Source organism: Endozoicomonas sp. ALE010, assembly GCF_049310165.1.
In the GTDB taxonomy this organism is placed as follows: Bacteria; Pseudomonadota; Gammaproteobacteria; order Pseudomonadales; family Endozoicomonadaceae; genus Endozoicomonas.
In genome coordinates this window covers 13,425-34,631 of sequence record NZ_JBLYNV010000057.1, presented here as the reverse complement: position 1 = coordinate 34,631, position 21,207 = coordinate 13,425, and the positions used below count along the sequence as shown (strand labels likewise).

Annotated in this window: 15 protein-coding genes and 1 pseudogene; 10 read left to right on the top strand and 6 right to left on the bottom strand. The window is 48.1% G+C overall.

What is annotated here, in order from left to right:
- Positions 1-979, bottom strand: a 979-nt coding sequence (locus ACO6UY_RS19350) for a transposase (protein ID WP_422490920.1), incomplete at its 3' end; no start/stop codon positions are given.
- Positions 980-1,293: 314 nt separating this feature from the next.
- On the opposite strand from ACO6UY_RS19350, the gene ACO6UY_RS19345 reads away from it, so the two are divergent.
- On the top strand, positions 1,294-1,632 hold the full coding sequence (locus ACO6UY_RS19345; protein WP_422468590.1) for a hypothetical protein: 339 nt from the start codon (positions 1,294-1,296) through the stop codon (positions 1,630-1,632).
- On the opposite strand, the gene ACO6UY_RS19340 is transcribed toward ACO6UY_RS19345, so the two are convergent.
- From ACO6UY_RS19340 to ACO6UY_RS19330, 3 genes are all read right to left on the bottom strand, one after another.
- Positions 1,627-2,193 carry an IS630 family transposase gene (locus ACO6UY_RS19340; RefSeq protein ID WP_422490921.1) on the bottom strand — a complete coding sequence of 189 codons (567 nt, stop codon included), beginning with the start codon at positions 2,191-2,193 and terminating at the stop codon, positions 1,627-1,629. The two genes, ACO6UY_RS19345 and ACO6UY_RS19340, sit on opposite strands and share 6 nt — an antisense overlap.
- Positions 2,194-2,209: 16 nt before the next feature.
- The gene (locus ACO6UY_RS19335) at positions 2,210-2,665 is read right to left on the bottom strand and encodes a winged helix-turn-helix domain-containing protein (RefSeq protein WP_422469176.1); all 456 of its coding nucleotides are present in this window, start codon (positions 2,663-2,665) and stop codon (positions 2,210-2,212) included.
- A gap of 1,153 nt (positions 2,666-3,818) precedes the next feature.
- The gene (locus ACO6UY_RS19330; RefSeq protein ID WP_422490918.1) at positions 3,819-6,101 is read right to left on the bottom strand and encodes a zinc/cadmium/mercury/lead-transporting ATPase; all 2,283 of its coding nucleotides are present in this window, start codon (positions 6,099-6,101) and stop codon (positions 3,819-3,821) included.
- Positions 6,102-6,376: 275 nt separating this feature from the next.
- On the opposite strand from ACO6UY_RS19330, the gene ACO6UY_RS19325 reads away from it, so the two are divergent.
- A complete protein-coding gene (locus ACO6UY_RS19325; protein ID WP_422490917.1) occupies positions 6,377-7,030 on the top strand; it encodes a hypothetical protein in 654 nt (217 codons plus the stop codon).
- A gap of 14 nt (positions 7,031-7,044) precedes the next feature.
- Here ACO6UY_RS19325 and ACO6UY_RS19320 read toward each other — a convergent pair whose 3' ends face one another.
- Entirely contained in the window at positions 7,045-7,371 is a 327-nt protein-coding gene (locus ACO6UY_RS19320; RefSeq protein WP_101747555.1) for an ArsR/SmtB family transcription factor, read from the bottom strand.
- A 245-nt stretch (positions 7,372-7,616) separates the two neighbouring features.
- Here ACO6UY_RS19320 and ACO6UY_RS19315 point away from each other — a divergent pair, with 245 nt between their 5' ends.
- A complete protein-coding gene (locus ACO6UY_RS19315) occupies positions 7,617-8,510 on the top strand; it encodes a DMT family transporter (protein ID WP_422463635.1) in 894 nt (297 codons plus the stop codon).
- Positions 8,511-9,195: 685 nt separating this feature from the next.
- A complete protein-coding gene (locus ACO6UY_RS19310) occupies positions 9,196-10,878 on the top strand; it encodes an NAD-dependent malic enzyme (RefSeq protein ID WP_422463633.1) in 1,683 nt (560 codons plus the stop codon).
- 470 nt (positions 10,879-11,348) lie between these two features.
- Here ACO6UY_RS19310 and ACO6UY_RS19305 read toward each other — a convergent pair whose 3' ends face one another.
- Positions 11,349-11,708 carry a nuclear transport factor 2 family protein gene (locus ACO6UY_RS19305; RefSeq protein WP_422447677.1) on the bottom strand — a complete coding sequence of 120 codons (360 nt, stop codon included), beginning with the start codon at positions 11,706-11,708 and terminating at the stop codon, positions 11,349-11,351.
- Positions 11,709-12,407: 699 nt separating this feature from the next.
- Between ACO6UY_RS19305 and gorA the strand changes: the two genes are divergently transcribed.
- From gorA to ACO6UY_RS19275, 6 genes and pseudogenes are all read left to right on the top strand, one after another.
- A complete protein-coding gene (gene gorA, locus ACO6UY_RS19300) occupies positions 12,408-13,775 on the top strand; it encodes a glutathione-disulfide reductase (RefSeq protein ID WP_422447675.1) in 1,368 nt (455 codons plus the stop codon).
- A gap of 256 nt (positions 13,776-14,031) precedes the next feature.
- Positions 14,032-14,578, top strand: a pseudogene (locus tag ACO6UY_RS19295) (transposase); the annotation flags it as partial.
- Positions 14,579-14,900: 322 nt separating this feature from the next.
- Positions 14,901-17,765: an RAP domain-containing protein gene (locus ACO6UY_RS19290; RefSeq protein WP_422467952.1), complete on the top strand. Its 2,865-nt coding sequence runs from the start codon at positions 14,901-14,903 to the stop codon at positions 17,763-17,765.
- A gap of 97 nt (positions 17,766-17,862) precedes the next feature.
- Positions 17,863-18,291, top strand: a complete 429-nt coding sequence (locus ACO6UY_RS19285; RefSeq protein ID WP_422447671.1) for a hypothetical protein — start codon at positions 17,863-17,865, stop codon at positions 18,289-18,291.
- A gap of 321 nt (positions 18,292-18,612) precedes the next feature.
- The gene (locus ACO6UY_RS19280; protein WP_422447669.1) at positions 18,613-20,010 is read left to right on the top strand and encodes an MATE family efflux transporter; all 1,398 of its coding nucleotides are present in this window, start codon (positions 18,613-18,615) and stop codon (positions 20,008-20,010) included.
- Positions 20,011-20,126: 116 nt separating this feature from the next.
- The gene (locus tag ACO6UY_RS19275) at positions 20,127-21,137 is read left to right on the top strand and encodes a tryptophan--tRNA ligase (RefSeq protein WP_422447667.1); all 1,011 of its coding nucleotides are present in this window, start codon (positions 20,127-20,129) and stop codon (positions 21,135-21,137) included.
- Positions 21,138-21,207 lie beyond the last annotated feature (70 nt).

Here is a 21,207-nt window from a genome sequence, read left to right as displayed (position 1 = left end):
GCCAGGAAACATCCGTGGCGGCCAGATAGCGATAGTCGTCCTCTCCCTCGTATTTCAAAGCAATAATAAATCGCTTCTGCCCATGGGCTTTAACCTTGAGACGGGCAGACAATACCGTCACCTTTTGCTCCTTTCCTCCTCGTATGACCAGCGTTTTTTTAACGCCAGGCCCGAGATAACTGTCAAAATAGGTCTTCAGATTAACTTCTTTGTTTTTGTAGATCACCGTCTGGTTCCAACGGAGCTGGCTAACCACCTGTGTTCCCGATAAGATTGAGGAAGCTCCATCCATAAAATGGGCATCACCACAGAGAGCATCCGCCAGGATGCCGGTGACGTTCATATCAGGAAAGTGCCGTTGGAAAGCCTGAATCATATCCAGCGCCAGTAGCTGTTTTGTTGGGTACTCACTGTTGGGCTTTGGCTTGGGAGGTCGATCCTTTGAAGGAACTCCCTGTTTTTTCAACAAGTCTCTTTTCTTCCGCCATTCGGTCATCTTCGGGTCAGGCATATAGAACCGGAAGTCAATGGGAATGGTCACCAGCGGGGTTTGTAAAACCAGAAAGACCAGCTCCTGACCGTTGACATAACCACTGGTCTTCTTCTCCCTGATCTTGTGGGTCTTGCCTATCTTTTTGGTTCGTTTGCATCGTGAGCGCCCGGTGTCGTCAATAAGAAGATTTCCCTCTGATAAACCATAGCGGTCAATAATGACGAGAACACTGATGCGTAGCAGTAGATGCCAGACAATTTCGGATCGGTAAAACATCCACCATAAGGCGGCTGATGTGTATTGGCCAAGGCTTCGACGTTCCATGGTTGCCCAACAGAGCTTCTGCGTCAGAATCATTGCCGAAATGACAAATGCCAGAAAATAGCGTTGCTTGATAGTCAGTCGCTGAGCTTGCGGAGCGCGACGTAAAGCTTGATCGAGATGATCAATAAACTGGGTAGCGCCGGGAAGAATACGTATGAGCATGGTTACATGAATGTTGCCAATACATTACTTTGCAACCAAGCTTGGTACAGTAGGCCTCCTGTTGCCACGATGAAGACCCTGCGCAGCTAAAGTCCGAGTAGCAGCAGTGAGACCTGCTCAAATTTGACCCAATAATCAGACTAAAACTTTAGAGTCGAGTGAAAGACATCGAATATGACTTGCCGCTCCTGCCAGAACCTGTCGAAAGCATTGCCATAGGTCTGGATGGAACCTGCATGTTGCTCTGTGAAAACGGCTGGAGAGAAGCGATGTGTGGAACCCTGAGTCTTTAATCGGCCAATGGTGATGATCGATTGCACACTATTTATACCGCCAGCTCACCTGAATATGGCAAGCATAGCTTTATGGGCAAACTGGACGAGGAGATTGCAAAACTAAAACGCCTTTACCCGCAAGCGACTTATGTGGGGGTCGCTGATGGTGCTAAAGAAAACTGGCGCTATCTGACGGAGCACACCTCGGCTCAGATACTCAATTTTTATCATGCCTCGGAATACTTGGCCGGGGCAGCAGAAGCATTATTTCCAGACAGTAAAGCCAGGAGAAAGCTCTGGTTAGAAGATAGGCTCCATAACCTGAAACACACGTTCGGTGCGGCCAGGAAAATACTTACTGATTTCCAACCATTATAGGTAACACTGCCTGCAAGCATATCTGGTGTCATGCAACCTGAAAAAACCTTTCACCACTTCAGGCATTTTTTGTAGTGCTCGCATCTTGCTACGAACAAAACTTGTGAACTCATCTTTGGTCTTCAAAGCGACTTTTCCCAGCTTTTCTTTGAGCTGATTCCAGACCTGTTCATCAGGATTTAACTCCGGAGAATAGCTTGGCAGTATGTGCAGCCCAAGCAGCTTCGGCTCTTGTTCTACATAAGCTTTCGTATATTTTGCCCGGTGTGCAGGATGACCATCTGTGATTATGATCACTGGCTTGTCAACACTTCGGACCAATGACTTCAGATAGTCAACAAACATAAAGCGATCCATTTTCCCGGTAAATGTCCGGTATCTCAGGATATCTTCTGAACTCACTACAGAAACAATGTTCAACCTGTGTCTGGAGCCTGTTGTTTTTACAACTGGAGTTAGTCCTTTTACGCCCCATGTCCTGCCACGATGGCACTCAGATTTTGCTGTAGATTCATCCAGAAAGAAGATGATTGCATCTTGTTCTTCTGCTTGCCGAAGTATCGCGGGATAACGCTCATCAAGCCATTCTTCTATTTTTTTTATCCTGTTCCCAAGCCCCCCAGCGAGGCTTTTGGGGCGAGAAACCCAAGCGTTTTAACAGTTTGCGAACACCGCCAGGTACATACTTGACCTGAAAAGTCTTTTCAATGAGTGCTGCTATGATCTGGCATGTCCACAATGTAGTTTGGTAGCCATAATCAATAGGTGTTCGGGTTCTCAGAAGTAGCTTTAGCTGTTGCTCCTGAACGGCTGACAGTCTTGGCTTGGGGCCAGTTTTACCTGTACGGGTTTTCAGGCCGTCCCAGCCACGCTGTTTGTATCGGTCTATCCATTGATAGACTATTTTTCTTGAGGTTCCATACTTGTGAGCAAGATTTGTAGGACTCATACCTGCATTCCAGTCCTTTATTGCTTTGAATCGAATTTCTTCCCTGATGGAGTCTGAAAGCCTGCGACCGTCAATATTATTCATTACTGCCTCATTTATGGAGGTATGAAGGTATGAAGGCGAGAATAATATCATACGACGGTCGTTACCTATAATAGGTACAAATCAATAAGGAAATTGAATCAGCAGAACTCCCAAAAAAGACGACGGCACTGATAGAAAAGCGTTACAAAGCAGTGACCTACTTTACCAACAATCATCACTTAATGAAGTATCAAGAGGCTCTGGAGCAAAACTGGCCGATCGGTTCCGGAGTCACAGAAGCAGCATGTAAGACATTGGTCAAACAACGGCTATGCGGTTCACGAATGAGGTGGAAATTAGCCGGGGCAGAAGTACTTCTGGAAACAAGATCTCTTATCCATAGCAAGGGGCGCGGGGAACAACTGTGGTCTAACGTTATGTCAGGCAAAGTTCTATTTGATTGCTGAGTCAGCTATTAACCCGAGAGAGCACCCTTTCATTGTGCATGGGCTTAAATGAGTTCCTGAGCTAAGAGTACTGATGATAAAAAGTGTTTTAGTGGTTTTCAACAAAATGCAATCTATTTCCTTGAAGTTTAAAGTCATGGCCGTTCTTTTATTTATTAGCTTTAATAGCTGGTCAGTGAATATCAATAAACATGATGTTTACTATCAGGTTCGTTAATAGCTATGAAAATAACAAGATTGACTACAATGCAGTTTGCTCTAATTACAAGAGAGGTTCCGTAGAGAATCGTGGATGTCGCCGCCAGGCACAGCATTATTTCAGGGATCAATGTCATAAATATGGTTCATTTGACATAGAGAAGACTCGACATAATCTCACTAAAAAGAAAATGTACTGTTTAGCCAATAGCCAGTTTAATCCTATCAGATAGTGAAAAATCAGTGTCATGTGGTGCCTCGCTTCAGTTGGGCACCAATACCAAATTTGAACGAAGGTTCTGTGTAGCCAGAATGATGGTGATCTCTCACTCTCTCCCCCACCTATAAACTCTCCCTATAATATCACTCACTTATGAACTAACCATTCATCCAGACCGACAGAGTTTTGTCGTATATTTTATTCTCAGGTGTCGAAAAAAGCTGTCTGTAACCACTAACAACCATTAATGGTTGTACTAAAGTGCATTCTTAACCTATTGATATACATATAACTCATTGAAAGCAAAGGGGGTATCCTTACCCCGTTGTTAATATGAAATATCCGGGCTCGCTTTTTTATTTCGCAATAGCCTGAGGGCATTGGCGGTGACCAGGGCTGTGGCACCGGTGTCGGCAAGGACAGCAAACCAGAGTCCGGTCATGCCCAGCAGGGTGGTGACCAGGAAGAAGGCTTTACTGCCCACGGCCAGGAAAATGTTCTGGCGGATAACGGACATGGTGGCGCGGGAAAGACCAATAAGGTCCGCAAGTTCTGCCACACGGTTATGGGTCAGCGCACAGTCTGCGGTTTCAAGAGCAACGTCGGCACCCGATCCCATGGCAATGCCGATATCTGCCGTCTTCAGTGCAGGGGCGTCGTTGATGCCGTCACCGATCATGGCAACCCGGCCTTGTTTGCGCAGCGACTCTATTTCAGCAGATTTATCTCCGGGCAGGAGATCCGCACGATACTCCATTCCCAATTGGCTGGCGACGGCTTTCGCAGCCCGTGGGTTGTCACCAGTGAGCATGATACTGTTGATACCCATGGCTTTAAGGGCTGCGATAGCATTCGGAGCTTCGGCTTTTGGTTCATCCCGCAGGGCAATAAAGCCCACCAAATGCCCTTCAAACGTCACTACCGCAATGGTATTACCCTGCTCTTCAAGCTGTTCAAGTTTCTGTTGAGCGCCTGTAATCAGATCAATACTGTCCTGTAAGTGTCGTGGTGAGCCAACGACCACCGCTTTGCCTTCCACCTGACCCTGCACACCCAGTCCGGCTTTGGCCACAATGTCCGCAGCGGCAGGGAGCCTGATATTCATCTCATCAGCCCTGGCGACGATGGCTTTGGCCAGTGGATGTGTTGAACCTGACTCGACGGCTGCAGCCAGTCGCAGGATTTCCTGCTCTGGGTTGGGCTCTTGGTTGGGCTCTGGATTGAATGTTGAGCGGTCAAACGATGCTATGTGAGTAACGGCAGGCTTTCCTTCCGTCAGTGTGCCGGTTTTATCAAAGGCGACCGTTGTGACCGAACCCAATAGTTCAAGGGCTGCACCACCCTTGACCAGTGCACCGTTGCGAGACGCTCTGGCCAGGGCCGAGGTAACAGCAGCAGGCGTTGAAATCACCAGAGCACATGGGCAGGCGATCAGTAACAGTGCCAGTGCCTTGTAGATCCATTCGACCCAGGACCCGGCAAACACCAGCGGAGGAACAACAGCCACCAGTGCCGCCAGAAACATCATTAATGGTGTGTACCAGCGGCTAAATGCATCAATAAAACGTTCCACTGGCGCTTTTCGCTCTTCTGCTTCTTCGATCAGACGGATGATACGGTCAACCGCACTCTCTCCGGGCTTTGAAATTACCCTGAGTCGGGCAACCCGATCCACCGATAACGAGCCAGCCATCACACTCTCACCGGGGTTATGTTCAACAGGGACGGATTCGCCGGTCAGTGCGCTTTCATCAAAGCTAACGTTAGGCGTTAAGAGTTCACCATCAACGGGCAGACGGCTGCCCGGTAATATTTCGATGATGTCTCCGGGCGTCAGCGTATGGGCAGAAACCTCTGTTTTATGCCCATCGCGGTCAATACGGTAAGCCGTTTCTGGTGTCAGCGCCATCAGTTTCTGGACACCCTGTCGAGCCCGCCCTGCCGCAAATGCCTCCAGATGCTCACCGATCATAAACAGCAGAAGCACCATGGCGGCTTCAACGGTTTCACCCAGAAACAGGGCACCAATGGCCGCGATGCTCATCAGGGTTTCGATGGAAAAGGGAGAGCCACTTCTGGCTAATTGCCATGCTTTGGTCGCAACAGGGTAGAGCCCCCAGAGTGTCGCCAGGTAAAAAAACACGTTGCCAGCAACGGGAAAGGTGCCCTGAATCAATACCGCGAACAGCATAAACGTAGCCAGTGACATAATGCGCCAGTATTTTTTCAGGACACTGCCAGCTGCCGTTTCTGAAGCGGCGTCGTCCTTAACTGAAAAGCCCAGTTCTTTGAGAGTTCTAAGGATGTCGTCATTGATGCCTGCTCGATTTTCAACCTCTACCAGCAGGCGCTCTGTTGCAAAGGTGACCCGAGCCTGAGTCACACCGTTCAGCCCCTTTACGGCATTCTCAATTTTGGCGGCACAGCCCGGGCAGTCCATGCCAGTGATGATCCAGCTTAGCTGCATACTGCCGGATACCGAAGAAGTCTGACTTTCTATTGAAGAAGCTTCTGATTGAGTGTTATTGCCGCAGCATGAAGATGCAGCACAGCTACTTTTCATTGTGTCACTCTGTGGGCTGTCACTGTCGGTTGCGGAGCAGGATGACATAGCTTCACTCGTCATAATATAAAAATATGTTTATATAAAAATAATTTTATATTTGTGGTGCGTCAAGCCATCAAAATGAATATTGTTAAGTGCATTGTGCAATTATCAAGCGTCTGTTCGATTAATACTTTCTTATTATGGACCGGAGCCTGCACCCGTGATCGATTTGCCAAGAGTATTGCTGTAACCACTCTGCGGAGAAATCCACTGCTAAGCTGAATGTCAGAAATAATGGATTTTTGAATCAGGCTGAATGGTTATCAGGAGAAAGAATAATGAGCGCTATCCCCGCAGGTTCTTCATCATCGCAACCAACTATTCCAAATAATGACATTGTGTCCGATTCCCCGGGTAAAACCGCTGACAATAAACAGGTGACTACCACTGAGGCCATCAAGCAGATACCTGAAGCCCCGGGGGAGAACTCCAAACCAGCAACCTCACTGGCGGAGCGAAAGATAGAGCTTAGTTCAGACATTGCCACACCGGATGATTTTCAGGCCAGAATTGACGAAATGATCCACTTAAAAACGATTGGCAAATTGATAGAGGATTCTGAGGCTTTCAGTTTGCATGGCGTACAAAACGGCGCGTCTAAAAAAAACCCTGCCACTGCTGCCAGCAGCTCGGTAACATCTGCCTTCAACTCATTACACCATGCCAGTGGTGAAAGAATGGTGGCATACGAATTTTATGGCTTACATTCCAGGGATACGACTCCTGCCGAGGGTGCAACTACCCATGGGGCAAAAGTCCACCTTGAAAATGCATTCGACCACATCAAAGAGATGCAAAATCAGGAAAACAAGCTCAGTGAGTTTTCCAAAGTGGATATTGCCTTATCTATGGCTTTACATGAAAACAGACCCATCCTTCGACCTCATATCGAAGCGGTTTTCAGCATCCAGGAAAATAAACTCAAGCAATAACCCGTACTATTTTATCAACGCTCCTTAACATGATTGGCCATATCGAGAATGACATGACGGATATGGTGGTCATCCAACTCATAGAGTACCTGCTTTCCTTTGCGGGTTGATCGCAGGATTCGGGCTTCCCGCAAACTGCGCAGATGATGGCTGGTTAAAGGTTGCGACATGCCCGAAATTTCCGATAGACAGCATACCGGCTGTGGCTCTTCAAGACAGGCAATGACCAGCTGCAGTCTTTTGGTGTCTCCCAGCAGCTGGAAAATTTTTGCCAGTCGACCCATGTCCTGTTCAGACAGCTCAGGCAGCAGAGAACAACAGGTTTGATGCATATCGACCATAGGCTTGTCCGAACCTTAAGAAAATAATTATTGGTAATGGTATTGCGCCATGAGGGCTTAGTCTATTTTCCCGGGTTTGCATCATCCGTCGATAAACACTTTTCGAGCCTTGCTGCTGGTGGCAAAATGCTCTCAGCAAAAAAGCAGGCGACAATGATAAGCCGCTGATAGCGGTATAAGCCTTCATCAATAATAATCGGGCCAGCCTGGCAAAAGGATGGCCACAACAAGCCGGGTTATGCACTGTGAAAACCAAAGCGCTTCGAGCAGATGTTTTACTACTGGGGGTGTCTGCAATATGGGGGTTTGCCTTTGTTGCCCAGATCAAAGGCATGGAGCATCTTGGACCATTTATGTTTAATGCCTGCCGTTTTGCTCTGGGCTTTATCTCGTTATTACCGGTTTATTTTCTATTGGAAAACATCTCCGGAAAGAACGTCTCCGGCCATAAAACGCAATACGACAGTCAATTGCTGCTGAAATGGGGGCCATTGACCGGTGTAGTACTTTTTCTTGCTTCATCCTTTCAACAGGTTGGTCTGTTGTATACCACAGCGGGTAACTCTGGCTTTATCACCGGTTTCTATATCATTTTGGTGCCAATACTGGGGATCTGGTTTGGGCACAGTACCCGCCCTGCAACCTGGCTGGGTGGAGCCATTGCGCTGGCGGGCCTGTATTTCCTGACCGTACAGGATGGCCTGAATTTCAATAAAGGTGACGTGCTGACGTTAGGCTCTGCCCTGATGTATGCCATTCAAATACTGCTTATTGGCTGGCTTTCCCGGCATGTTCATCCGCTGAGGCTGTCATTAATACAGTTTTTTATGACCGCTTTATGCAGCATGATGGTTGCTCTTTATCTGGAACCCATCAGCCTTGATGCCATTCTAAAAAGTGCAGGGCCTCTGCTGTTCGCCGGCGTTCTTTCTACCGGTGTCGCTTTTACGATTCAAATCATTGCCCAGAGAGATGCAGCTTCTTCTCATGCGGCTATCATTATGAGCCTGGAAGCTGTTTTTGCGGTACTGGGAGGCTGGTTATTGCTGGACGAGCAGCTTGGACTGAGAGGTTTTTCAGGGTGCGTCCTGATGATGACCGGGATGCTACTGTCGCAGCTTAGACGCTCCAAGGCTTAAAAGGAAAACAAACAGATGGGTTTGCAAGCTGTGTGGAAAATAGCTTTATTTAACTTCCATATTCCCAGTTTTGCCCGGCCGCCTTTCCGATATACTCCGGATTTAGCTGATCTTCTAAGCTCTCTGGTATCCCTGTTGGTGCTGCGTCCGCAAAAAAGCACCTTGTAAACCCATCTGCTTGTTACTGGCGACTCTTTATTGTTCTTGTTATAAAACGCTCTGATGAGTCGGCACCAAACCCTGATATTGTTTTTATGGTGGGTGTTTTGTTCTTTTTGCTTTAACTAATACAACTGCTGTGCCAAAAATAGAGATAATTCCCTTATGCCTTGCTGTACGTGGTTTCCGAATGATGGCGTGTTTTTTTATGATTAAATATGTACAGTTCATCGGTTGTGATTTGTTACCTGGCCCCCACAAAATGTGACAATGCTCCCGCAAGGTAACAAATACCAGTTCCTGGCCTCAGGGCAAAATCCATCAAATCGTTGAGACAGTCTGTTTTTCAGACAGTTGCTGCCGACGTTATACATGTTTGATTATTTCGGTTATTCCGTTTGTTCTACTCCTGCACTAAGGATTATCCTTTGTGCCCCTGCTGACACTGACTGTTATATCAGCAGTTCCGGTTACACTTTTGTTGAAAAAACGGCTGACACATCGGCTGAAAAAACGTAGGAAAACAATGAGCGAACACGACCATAGCATCCATACTGGCCTCACAGGCCGTTTGTTGCTGGAAAACTCCCTTTTGAACAAAGGGACCGCTTTTTCTATGGAGGAGCGGAGTGAGCTGGACCTTCATGGTCTTCTGCCGCCAAGGGTAGAGTCGATGGAGGAACAATGTCGTCGAGCTTATAAGTCTTTCTCCGTCAAGCCTACGCCGATGCTGAAGCACATCTACCTGCGTGCATTGCAGGATACCAACGAAACACTGTTTTATGCTCTCCTGCAACGTCATCTTCAGGAAATGCTGCCTATCATCTACACGCCGGTTGTAGGGCAGGCCTGTCAGCGCTTCAGTGACCTCTACCGTCGACCAAGAGGCATCTACATTTCCTATCCCCAGCGTGAACATATCTCAGCCATGCTGGCCAACTTCAAGCGCAATATTGAAGTGATTGTTGTCACGGATGGTGAGCGTATTCTGGGCCTGGGTGACCAGGGTATTGGCGGTATGGGGATCTGCATTGGCAAGCTGTCTCTCTATAGTGCGGTGGGTGGCATCGCACCGAACAAAACACTGCCTATCGTCCTGGATTGCGGCACCAATAACCGACAGTTGCTGAATGACCCGAATTACTTGGGCTGGCGTCATGAGCGCATTGCAGACGATGAATACTATGCGTTCGTGGACGACTTTATTCGTGCACTGAAACGTCGCTGGCCAAAAGCACTGTTACAGTTTGAAGACTTTGCCATCGACCATGCAACACCACTGCTGGAAAAATACCGGGATGAACTCTGCTCTTTCAATGATGATATTCAGGGCACAGCCGGTGTGACTGCCGCATCACTGCTGGCAGCGGCCAAAGCCGCAGGCAAGTCCATTGAGGAGATGACCATTGCCTTCCTTGGTGCCGGCTCCGCCGGTTGCGGTATTGCCGAGCAGCTGATCCGCCTGATGGTTGGCCGGGGACTCAGTGAAGAAGAAGCCCGTCAGCGAATCTTCATGGTTGACCGCCATGGCGTGCTGAATGACCAGATGGCAGACCTGCGGCCATTCCAGCAGCGGCTGGTACAACGTTGTGAAGAGCTTTCTCAATGGGGGTGTGAGGAGAATCCCGGATTGTCAGACGTCGTCACCCACGCCAGACCAGACGCTATCATCGGGGTATCAGGTCAGCCTGGTCTGTTCACCCGGGAAGTCATTGAAAAAATGGCTGAGAACCATGAGCGCCCCATTGTCTTCCCACTGTCCAACCCCATCAGCCAGGTTGAAGCCACGCCAGAAGATATTATTCAGTGGAGTAAGGGGCGGGCGTTGATTGCTACTGGTAGCCCATTTGATCCGGTTGAGTACAATGGTAACCGTTACCCTGTCGCCCAATGTAACAATATCTATATCTTCCCGGGGCTGGGTCTTGGTGTCTTGGCCAGTGACGCTGAAAGAGTATCCGACGGCATGCTGGATGCAGCGGTGGAAACACTGGCCATGGCCTCGCCAACGGTTATGAATCCGGACGCTGCTCTTCTGCCCGAATTGAACCGTATTCATCAGGTGACTTGTGATATAGCGATTGCCGTAGCCAGAAAAGCGCAGGAAGAGGGGCTGGCACCTAAATGTGAACAAACTACTCTGGAAGCCAGAGTCAGAGGCAAGCGCTGGAGCCCTGAATATTGCAGAGTCCATCTGTCTGATTCTTGAAAGTAGTACCCGGATTTACGTTACAGCGTAGAAAAGGATAAGCAGATAAGTTTACAAACTACCAGGCATCTTTATTGTTGTTATTGACTGACAGGTGTCTGGTATGTCCCGTTGCCTTCCTGGCGGTGCAGTCTTTAAAAAAGCTGCGGCAATCTTATTAACATTCCAGCAATTTGCCAGTTGATGTCCTTCAGTATCCTGCAAACTTATCTGCTTTAATCACTGACCTGTTGTTTTTGTTATTGGTGGTCAGGATTTGCCATGTAGTTGTTATTATTTGGCATTTTTTGGTTTGCGACTGGTCATATACAAAGGGTGTGCCAATAACCTCTGTCATTAATTAACGTATTGATATTTAAGAAGATAATTTTTTCTGCACCGTTCAGTCCATGCCATGGGAAAAGGGTAAACTGTTACTTGTTGAGTACTGGGTTGTGAAGAGTGTAACCCGGGTAACAGACGAACATGGTTCAGGGTTTATGCACTTCTATACGACTGATCAAACCTTCTTTGGAGAAAAAAATCCTTTCTACCCCTGGTACGTTCACAGATTCATCTGACGCAATATCAGTACCCGATCTGACAAACTCAAGTTCTACACAACAGCCATCCAGGCTGCGGTAGCTGTTAACATGCCAGTTCACATCAGGGATTTTTGAAAAAAAAGCCGTCATCATATCAAGAATGGCGGCCTTTCCCTGGAAGTCACCAAGAAAGGCAGAGTAGTAGCTGGCGCTTTCATCAAACATTTGAGATACCCAGTCCAGCCTGTGCGCATTGGACAGAGCAATATAGGCTCTGGCGGCTTCGATTTGTTCATCGTTGGTCATAATTTGAGATGCCAATGGTTTGTGAGTAGATACCCAAACCCACAACATAGCACTAACTCGACATATTGACCTGCTTCAAGTTGTCACAGGCTGGATTCCGGGGAGTAAAGAAGAGATTTAAATAAGAAAGGGGAGGGGGAGAAGTTTATAGAATGAAAAAATAAACAAACAGACAGGTTTACAGATACTCAGAAGCTCTTTATTTCTTCCCTGTCGAATGCCGGCGCTGCCTTTTGCCGCCTGTTACCAGACTCAGTCAGTCTTCTCGGCTTTCTTATCCCTGCTTGTCGGCTACCTTAAGGTACCGTGCAAACCTGTCTGCTTGAGTGGCCCGGCCTGATATTATTATTTTTGTAGGCTGGGAGTCGTCGTTGTTATTGTTGTTATGTTCTGACGATTTTTGTTCTCTCCTGACATAATACAAGTGGCGTGCCAGCTTTTATAAATGTCTCTGCAGGCCTTGGTAAATAAGGGGTAAACAGGCCATTCATATTGTATCGCCAGATGTCTGGCGCAGTTTTTCTGTTACTGCGTTTACCCCCTGGATGTAACCTTCGGAATAGATGTAACAAATATGATTTCATTTGGTCAGCTATCAAATGCACATTGATACTTTAAATCGGGCAGTTTGACCTTATAGTAATCAGAGACTTTCTCAGGGCAGGCTTATGTCGGCTCTGCAATGATCAGGACAATAAAATGACGACATCAAACCACTTTGATTATCTGGTAATCGGCGGCGGAAGCGGTGGTATCGCTTCCGCAAATCGTGCAGCTATGTACGGTAAAAAAGTGGCGCTGGTAGAGGCTAAGCATCTGGGAGGAACCTGCGTAAACGTAGGGTGTGTTCCCAAGAAAGCCATGTGGTTTGCCGGGCAAATTGCTGATGCCTGTCGTTATGGACCTGACTACGGCTTTGATATCAACATTGACCAGCAGTTGAAGTCATTTAGCTGGAGCAAGCTCGTCGACAGCCGGGAGGCTTACATCCGTCGTATACATGCTTCTTATGAACGGGTTCTGGGCAATAATAAAATTACCGTAATAAACGGCTATGGACGATTTGTTGACGCCAGAACAGTAGAAGTAAATGGTGAGCATTACACAGCGGACCATATCACCATTGCAACCGGTGGTGAGCCCCTGATCCCAGATGTTCCCGGAGCCGAATACGGTATCGACTCGGATGGCTTCTTTGAGTTGACTGAGCGTCCTGGCCGGGTGGCTGTATTGGGTGCGGGTTACATAGCTGTTGAACTGGCCGGTGTGCTACATGCCCTGGGCAGTGAAACGCATTTGCTGGTTCGTAAACACAAGCCATTGCGTAATTTTGAAGCGATGCTGTCTGATACGCTGGTAGAAGTAATGGCGTCTGAAGGTCCTCAGCTTCATACCCATTCAGTACCAAAAGAAGTGGTAAAAGAAGACGATGGAAGTCTGACCGTTCATTTGGAAAACGGTAACTTATTAAATGTTGATACGGTGATCTGGGCCGTAGGCCGTAAGCCACATACTGCAGGTATTAATCTTGATGCAGCAGGTGTTACGGTGGACGCCCGGGGTTACATTCCGGTTGATAAATACCAGAATACTAATGTCGCTGGCATTTATGCCGTGGGTGACAACATCGGCAAGGTTGAATTGACCCCGGTTGCTGTTGCTGCGGGTCGTCGCCTGTCAGAGCGCCTGTTCAATAATAAACCGGATGAGCATTTGAACTACGACAATGTGGCCACGGTTGTCTTTAGCCACCCGCCGATCGGTACAGTGGGTTTAACGGAATTGGCTGCTCGTGAAGCTTATGGTGATGATAATGTCAAAGTGTATACCAGCCAGTTTACGGCCATGTACAGCGCATTGACCAGTCATCGCCAGCCATCACGAATGAAGCTGATAACTGTCGGTGCAGAAGAAAAGATCGTCGGTATCCATGCGATTGGACACGGTGCGGATGAAATGCTCCAGGGTTTTGCTGTGGCTTTAAAGATGGGAGCTACCAAGGCCCAGTTTGATGACACCGTTGCTATTCACCCAACCTCCGCTGAGGAGTTTGTTACTATGCGGTGAGCCAAATTGGAGGAGGATAATTGTTTTGACAACTCATAAATGTTTTGGCAACTCATAATTATTCTGGCAACTTCCTGAAACTCAACCATACTCTGACCCGCAACACGATGCTGAGAGGAGTATGGTTTTTTTATGTCTTTGAGACCACGCTGGAGTTGTGACGATTGGCTAGCCCGCATATTGCATGACAGATAAAAAAGGCGAGATAGTTTTCTGTTATCATTCAGACGCTTACCCTGATAGTAACAACCAAATCGTCCATGACCCAAGAGATAGCTCCCGCTGCCAGCATCAGACAACAACAATCTTTCGTCAGCGAATTTATGGATTGGCACTGGGTTATGAAGACCTGAACGATCATCAACAACTGAGATACGACCTTGCCTTGCAAACGGCGACTGACGTCGATAAACCACTGGCAAGTCAATCAACGCTTTGCCGTTTTGAACAGCAGGCGAATCGCCAACAGGTCGTCCGAATGCACGAAGTAATCATTGAGAGCTTTATTGCTTCGTTCATGAACCACCGAAACGTCTAAAGCTCGACTTCGACACAACAGACGACCCGGTTCATGGCAACCAGATTGGACGACACTTTTCAGGCTATTATGATCATTACTGCTTCCTGCCACTTTATTTCTTCTGCGAGCAGAAGTTACTATCAGCTATTTGAGACCTGCCAGTGTGGATGCAGCAAAACATGCTTGGGCGATTTTATCGCTGCTGGTCAAACGCCTTAGACAAGAATGGCCGCAGGTAAAGATACTGTTTCGGGGAGACAGCGGCTTTTGTCCCCCACGGCTGACTTTACATGAGTCTTGCCAGACAGCTTTCTCCTGGATAATGAAATAGTGCTGTCCCGGCACGTTATAAATAATGGGGTTAGGGGAAGTTGTGCCTGAAAAAGCCCAATCGGTCACAATCGCTTTAGAATCAGCTGTTCCAGCCCTGTCAAATTTCGCATAGCTCTTTTTAGCTTGCTAATAATTGGGGTTATGCAATATGCGGGTTGGAAGGGCAAATAAATAAACCAAAAAAGAGAAAAAAAGCCAGTAAAAACTAATGCCTGTTGGTGCCGTAGATTAGTCTACATTTTATATTTCCCATGAATTAATGAAATATAATTATGGACAGAGGCGGTGCTGGTATAAGTTGGACATGCACAACATCAGGTAATGATTATAATCAACCGGATGATCGTACCGGTGCCTCAGGGAGTGTGCGATACAGGTATGGCACAGTGAGGCGGACGAATACACCACTTTCCTATATCCCAGAGCGTCATGAATTTTATCCTGCTTCTGACGCCCGCTCTGCTAACCATCCACCAGGACATTCAATAAAACCTGTTCAGGATTTTAATGCTCTCATCACACAAGCAAAAATGGATGACCTGGTGAGGACATCCACTCAATATGGTGATCGCTGTAATGGGAGAAAACACAGTCAATTTGCCTGTTCAATCAAACAATACACATCAAGGTCAAAAAGACCATTAAATCGTAGTGAACAATGCCAACTGATACCATTGTTGCACGCTTTTAAAGCGACACCCGGATGGCTCTGGAGAAGCCTGATGACAACGGTTCATTCATTTACGTCAGCGGGTGTTTTTACCCCTCATAAATACATGAATGAGAAAAGTAAGGAAGCTCAGGCAGCTTTATTGTCAACGTTACTTGATGCAGTAATCGTTAAGTGCAAGCAAAAACCTGAAGCCAGGGATATTGATGCCCAAGGTACCGCCAACCTGCTGTGGGCCCTGGCAAAAATGGTTGGTAACGGGCTGGAGCTGGAGAAAACACCGAAGCTCAAAGAGGCCGTGGCCGCGCTGTTGCCCTGGGTGAGAATCAAAGCCGAATCAAAAGAGGGGAAAGACCGCTTTATTCCTCGGCATATCGCCAACCTGCTGTGGGCAGTGGCAAAACTGGTAGACAACGGGCTGGAGCTGGAGAAGACACCGAAGCTCAAAGAAGTTGTGGCCGCGCTGTTGCTCCATGTGAAAACGAAAGCCGAATCAAAAGAAGAAAAAGACCACTTCTGCTCTCAAGGTACCGCCAACCTGCTGTGGGCTCTGGCGAAACTGGTCGAAAACGGGCTGGATCTGGAGAAGACAGCGCAGCTAAAAGAGGCCATAGCCGGGCTGTTGCCCCATGTGAAAATCAAAGCTGAATCAAAAGAAGAGAAAGACCACTGCAAGCCACAGGAAGTCGCCAACCTGCTTTGGGCCATGGCGAAATTGTTGGACAATGGTCTGAAGAAGACTCCGAAGTTCAGAGAGGCCATGGCCGCGCTGCTGGCCAATGTGAAAACCAAAGCCAAATCAATAGAAGAGAAAGACCACTTTATTCCTCAGCATATCAGTAACCTGCTGTGGGCCATGGCAAGATTGGTGGACAACGGGCTGGAACTGGAGAAAACACCAAAGCTCAAAGAGGTTGTAGTCGCACTGTTGCCCCATGTGAAGGCCAAAGCCGAATCAAAAGAAGAGAAAGACCGCTTCAACACTCAAGCTACCATCAACCTGCTGTGGGCTCTGGCAAAACTGGTGGACAAGGGGCTGGAGCTTGAGAAGACAGGGCCGCTAAACGAGGCCTTGGCCGCGCTGTTGCCCCATGTGAAAACCAAAGCCGAATCAAAAGAAAAGAAAGACTACTTCAACACTCAAGGTATTGCCAACCTGCTGTGGGCTGTGGCGAAACTGGTGGACAATGGGCTGGAGTCAGAGCAGGTACCAAAGCTCACCGAGGTGGTAGACGCGCTGTTACCCCATGTGAAAACCAAAGCCCAAGAACAGAAAAACCACCTTATTCTTCAGCATATCGTCAATCTGCTGTGGGCCTTGGCAAAACTGGTGGACAGTGGTCTGGAGCTGGAGCAGACAGCGATCCTCAAAGAGGCTCTGGCCGCGCTTTTGTACCATGTGAAAACCAAAGCCGAATCAAAAGACGAGAGAGACCACTTCAATGCTCAAGGTCTCGCCAACCTGGTGTGGGCCCTGGCGAAACTGGGGGACATCGGGCTGGAGCTGGAGAAGACAGCGAAGCTCAAAGAGACCCTGACCGCGCTGTTGTACCGTGTAAAAACCAAAGCCGAATCAAAAGAAGAGAGAGACCGCTTCATTCCTCAAGGTATCGGCAACCTGCTGTGGGCCTTGGCAAAACTGGGTGAGGCCATTGAGCTGAACCTGATTAAATCTACGTTCGATGCTCTGGTCGCCAGAATCAGTGAAACCCCTCAGCTTTCCCAGCAAAATATATGGATGCCTCTCTGGGGAGTCATGGTATTCTGTGCCAGGTTTTATCTGTGCTTTGGTAGAAATAATAAAAACCCGCTTGAAAAGCACATAGGTGAACTATTTTCTCGCCTGGAAAGTACATTCCCGGACAATTTAGAGGCGCAAACCGTCATGGTCATGGCCGCCAGTTGGCTTGGGAGACCGTGTGCGATGGCCCCCTATTACCAGAGAAACATTTCACAATCTCAAACCACCTTGCGCGAACAACTCCAATCAAGCCTTCCGTCGTTGCAGATTGAAGAAGAGAAGAGTCTGAACTCATTACCTCCGGTTGACTTGCTACTGCCAGATTACAACATGGTGATTGATGTTCAGGGACCTTATCATTATGTGAGCGGTGATTTCAAAACCAGGAACGGTGCAACGTTGCTGAAAATCGCGCTGCTGCAAAAATTAGGATTCGAAGTCATTGAAATCCCGGTGCACAAGCTTTGGAATAAGGATTCAATGAAAAGAGTTATTGAGCAAATAACGACAAAATTAGCCGTTCAGCCGGAGGCTCATGGTTCTGTATTAGACAGTAGCGAGGGAGTGGCCGATGAGGCTTATGTTACTGCTGACGAAGGAGGGCTATTTTCAGATGGCGGTTATGCTACCGCCGAAGAATATTCAGGAGAGCAAATAAAGAAACCCAAAAAGAGAAAAAGGAAGAGAAAAAGAGCCAATAAACGGCTCTCTTCCAGCATGACTTAAGAACCAGTTTGACATTCTGGTGAAGGTGTACTTTCTTTATCTGCCGTATTAATACATGGCAGCTGTTTAGTACGTTTTTGTTAAAGAGGGATTTAAAATGGATAAGGCAATAAGCATTGTGCTCAGGGGGATAACTGCCCCCTCAAAGGAGCGAATGCCTGCGGAAGTTCAAAAACGAGACCCGCTGCATTTCGGAGATCGCCAGGTTAAAGCGTTGAATGCCTATATTAATGGTATGCATGCCCCAAAATTTACTACTTATGTCGGACGTGGTGTTGAAAATTTCAATTCACGTCGAGAAGCATTAGATTCCGGCAAACAGTTAACCTCCGGACAAATCCGCTCTATCACGAAGACAATGAAGAATGCTATCAGGCATTTAGAGCATTATCTTTCCAAGGATTACATTGAACCCAACTATGATCTTAATGAAACAACTAATGAAGAAGTGAAAGAATTTGTAGCATCTGCGATGGAGGAGGTTGCTGCTGATATTAACAGACTTAAAGCTCTTAAAAAGAGATAAGTAGCTAACCATATGAAATCATATATTTCTGACTCCTTGTTCAGGCACTCCCGGCAACTGCTCCTGCGTTGCTCTAGCTCCTGCATCCATGCAGTCGTGCTTCGTTACAACTCCGGTCACATAGCTACGGCTATGCTCCCTCCGTTGTGCCTCACATAGCACCTGCCCAAGTAGCCAGAAATATATGATTCCATATGGTCAGCTACTTAAGTTTAGTATTATTTCGAAATATCCAATCCAGTCATTTTTTGATTCATTAATAGAATATATAATTCTTCTCCCCGGCTCTGTCTGCCGTGGGTTTCTATTCTGTGAGCAACAATGAGCAACAATCTTTCAGCTTTTGCCCGCTATCGCGGCGAACTTGGTGAATTAATGTATTTGGCCGGACCTATCATGGGGGCCCAACTGGCAACCACCGGTATGACATTTGTCGACACCAGTATGGCCGGGCAATATTCAGCCCTGGATCTGGCCTCTATTGCCATTGGCTCCAGTACCTGGGTGCCGGTCTACCTGTTAATCCGTGGCATATTAATGGCCATTACGCCCACGGTTGCCCATCTGTACGGTGCAGGTCAAACCGGAGAGATTGCTGGTCAGGTGCGTCAGGGGTTATGGATTGCCCTGCTGATGAGCCTGTTGGCCCTGGGTTTTATTTACCAATCCGATGTCGTATTGCAATGGTTGCAGGTTGGGCCTGCGATGGCGGGTAAAACGCTGGAGTATCTGAAAGCGCTGGCCTGGGGTATTCCGGCGATTTGTTTGTTCCAGGCGCTTAACTGCTACTGCGAAGGAATGGGTAAAACCAAGCCCGGCATGGTGTTCAGTTTTATTGCCCTGGCTCTGAATATTCCGCTGAACTATGTACTGATTTATGGCAAGTTCGGGTTCCCGGAGCTGGGCGGCGTTGGCTGTGGTTATGCAACAGCCGTTTGCTTCTGGGCCATGTTCCTGATGATGGCGGCATACACGATGCTGGCTCAGCAACATCGTAAAATTGGCCTGTTTGACCAGTGGGACTGGCCTGGTCTGAGCATTATTTCCGGCCTGCTAACGCTGGGTGTGCCTATCGGTCTGGCCATTTTCTTTGAAGCCAGTATCTTTTCGGTGGTGGCTCTGCTGATCGGGAAATTAGGTGCCATCGTGGTAGCAGGGCATCAGATTGCCCTTAATTTTACTTCACTGACCTTTATGGTGCCGTTGAGTCTTTCCATGGGGCTGACCATTCGTGTCGGGCAGGCACTGGGTGCCGGTAAAACTGCGCAGGCCGCCTACTCCAGCTATGCGGGTATTGTCACGACGCTGGTCAGTGCCACCCTCAGTGCTGCCGTGATGTTGTTTCTGCCAGGGGTGGTGACCTCAATCTATACACAGAACACAGAGGTGGCCATTCTGGCTGCTCAGCTGCTGGTTTATGCGGCACTGTTCCAATACGCTGATGGTATTCAGATTGCGGCTATTGGTGCGCTTCGTGGCTATAAAGATACCCGGGTTCCCATGGCGATGATTCTGTTTGCCTGTTGGGGCGTAGCGTTACCTGTGGGCTATATTCTCGGGCTGACCGACTGGATTGTGGCACCAATGGGGCCTCATGGCTTATGGATTGGTCTGGTGAGTGCATTGACCATGAGTGCCATCCTTTTGACCTTGCGTCTGCGTGCCATTATTGGTCGGCATCGGGTGTCTGCTGCTAAAAACATGTCTATGTCACCATGAGAATCAGGTGTCTATTGTGAGAGAGGGCGGCGCTCTTTTATAATGCTGCCCTTTTCTAACCTTCTTTCTGGTCTGCGCGTCAGGCCAGGTTAAATCGTCGCTGTGCGAGTGAACTCATGAGTAAAACGAAAGTACTGACAGGTATTACAACTACTGGAACACCACACCTGGGTAACTACGTAGGGGCTATCAAGCCTGCCATTGAGGAAAGCTGGCGTGACGATATTGCTTCATACTACTTTCTGGCGGACTATCATGCCCTGATCAAAGGCCGTGACCCCAGGCGAATCCACCAGTCTACCCTGGAGATTGCCGCTACCTGGCTGGCACTGGGTCTGGATACGGACCGTGTCACCTTCTACCGTCAGTCAGACATCCCGGAAATTGCCGAGCTGAACTGGATTCTGGGCTGCATGACCGGCAAAGGCCTGATGAACCGCGCCCATGCTTATAAGGCAGCGGTTCAGGCTAATGAAGAAGCCGGAGAGCAGGACCCGGACAAGGGCGTGACCATGGGGCTGTTCTGCTATCCGGTGCTGATGGCGGCGGATATTCTTATGTTCAATGCCCATAAGGTGCCGGTGGGGCGTGATCAGGTCCAGCATATTGAGATGGCCCGGGATATTGCCGGTCGTATGAATCATCATTACCAGACCCGGTTCGTTTTGCCGGAAGCGGTGGTGGGTGAAACCACGGCTGTGCTGAATGGTCTTGATGGTCGTAAAATGAGCAAAAGCTACGATAATACCATCCCGCTTTTTGTCCCTGAAAAGAAGCTGCTGAAGCTGGTTCGCAAGATCAAAACCAACTCACTGGAGCCGGGTGAGCCGAAAGACCCGGATACCTGCACACTTTTCCAGATCTACTCGGCATTTGCCGATGCCACTCAGATTGAGGTAAAACGTCAGCAATACGCCGATGGTGCTGGCTGGGGCGATCTGAAAAATGAGTTGTTTGAATTTCTGAATGCTCACTTGCAAGCTCCCCGGGAACGTTACAATGCGCTGATTGAAGATCCTGCATTTATCGAAAAAGAGCTGCTGAAAGGGGCTGAAAAGGCCCGGGCCGAAGCTGCTTCTGTGCTGACGCCTATTCGTCAAGCCGTAGGCCTCAAGCCGCTGGCATAATATTCTGCAGTCGTGTTAACGTTTGGCTTTCCTTTGGGAAAGCCATTCTTAATAATAAAAGTAATAATGA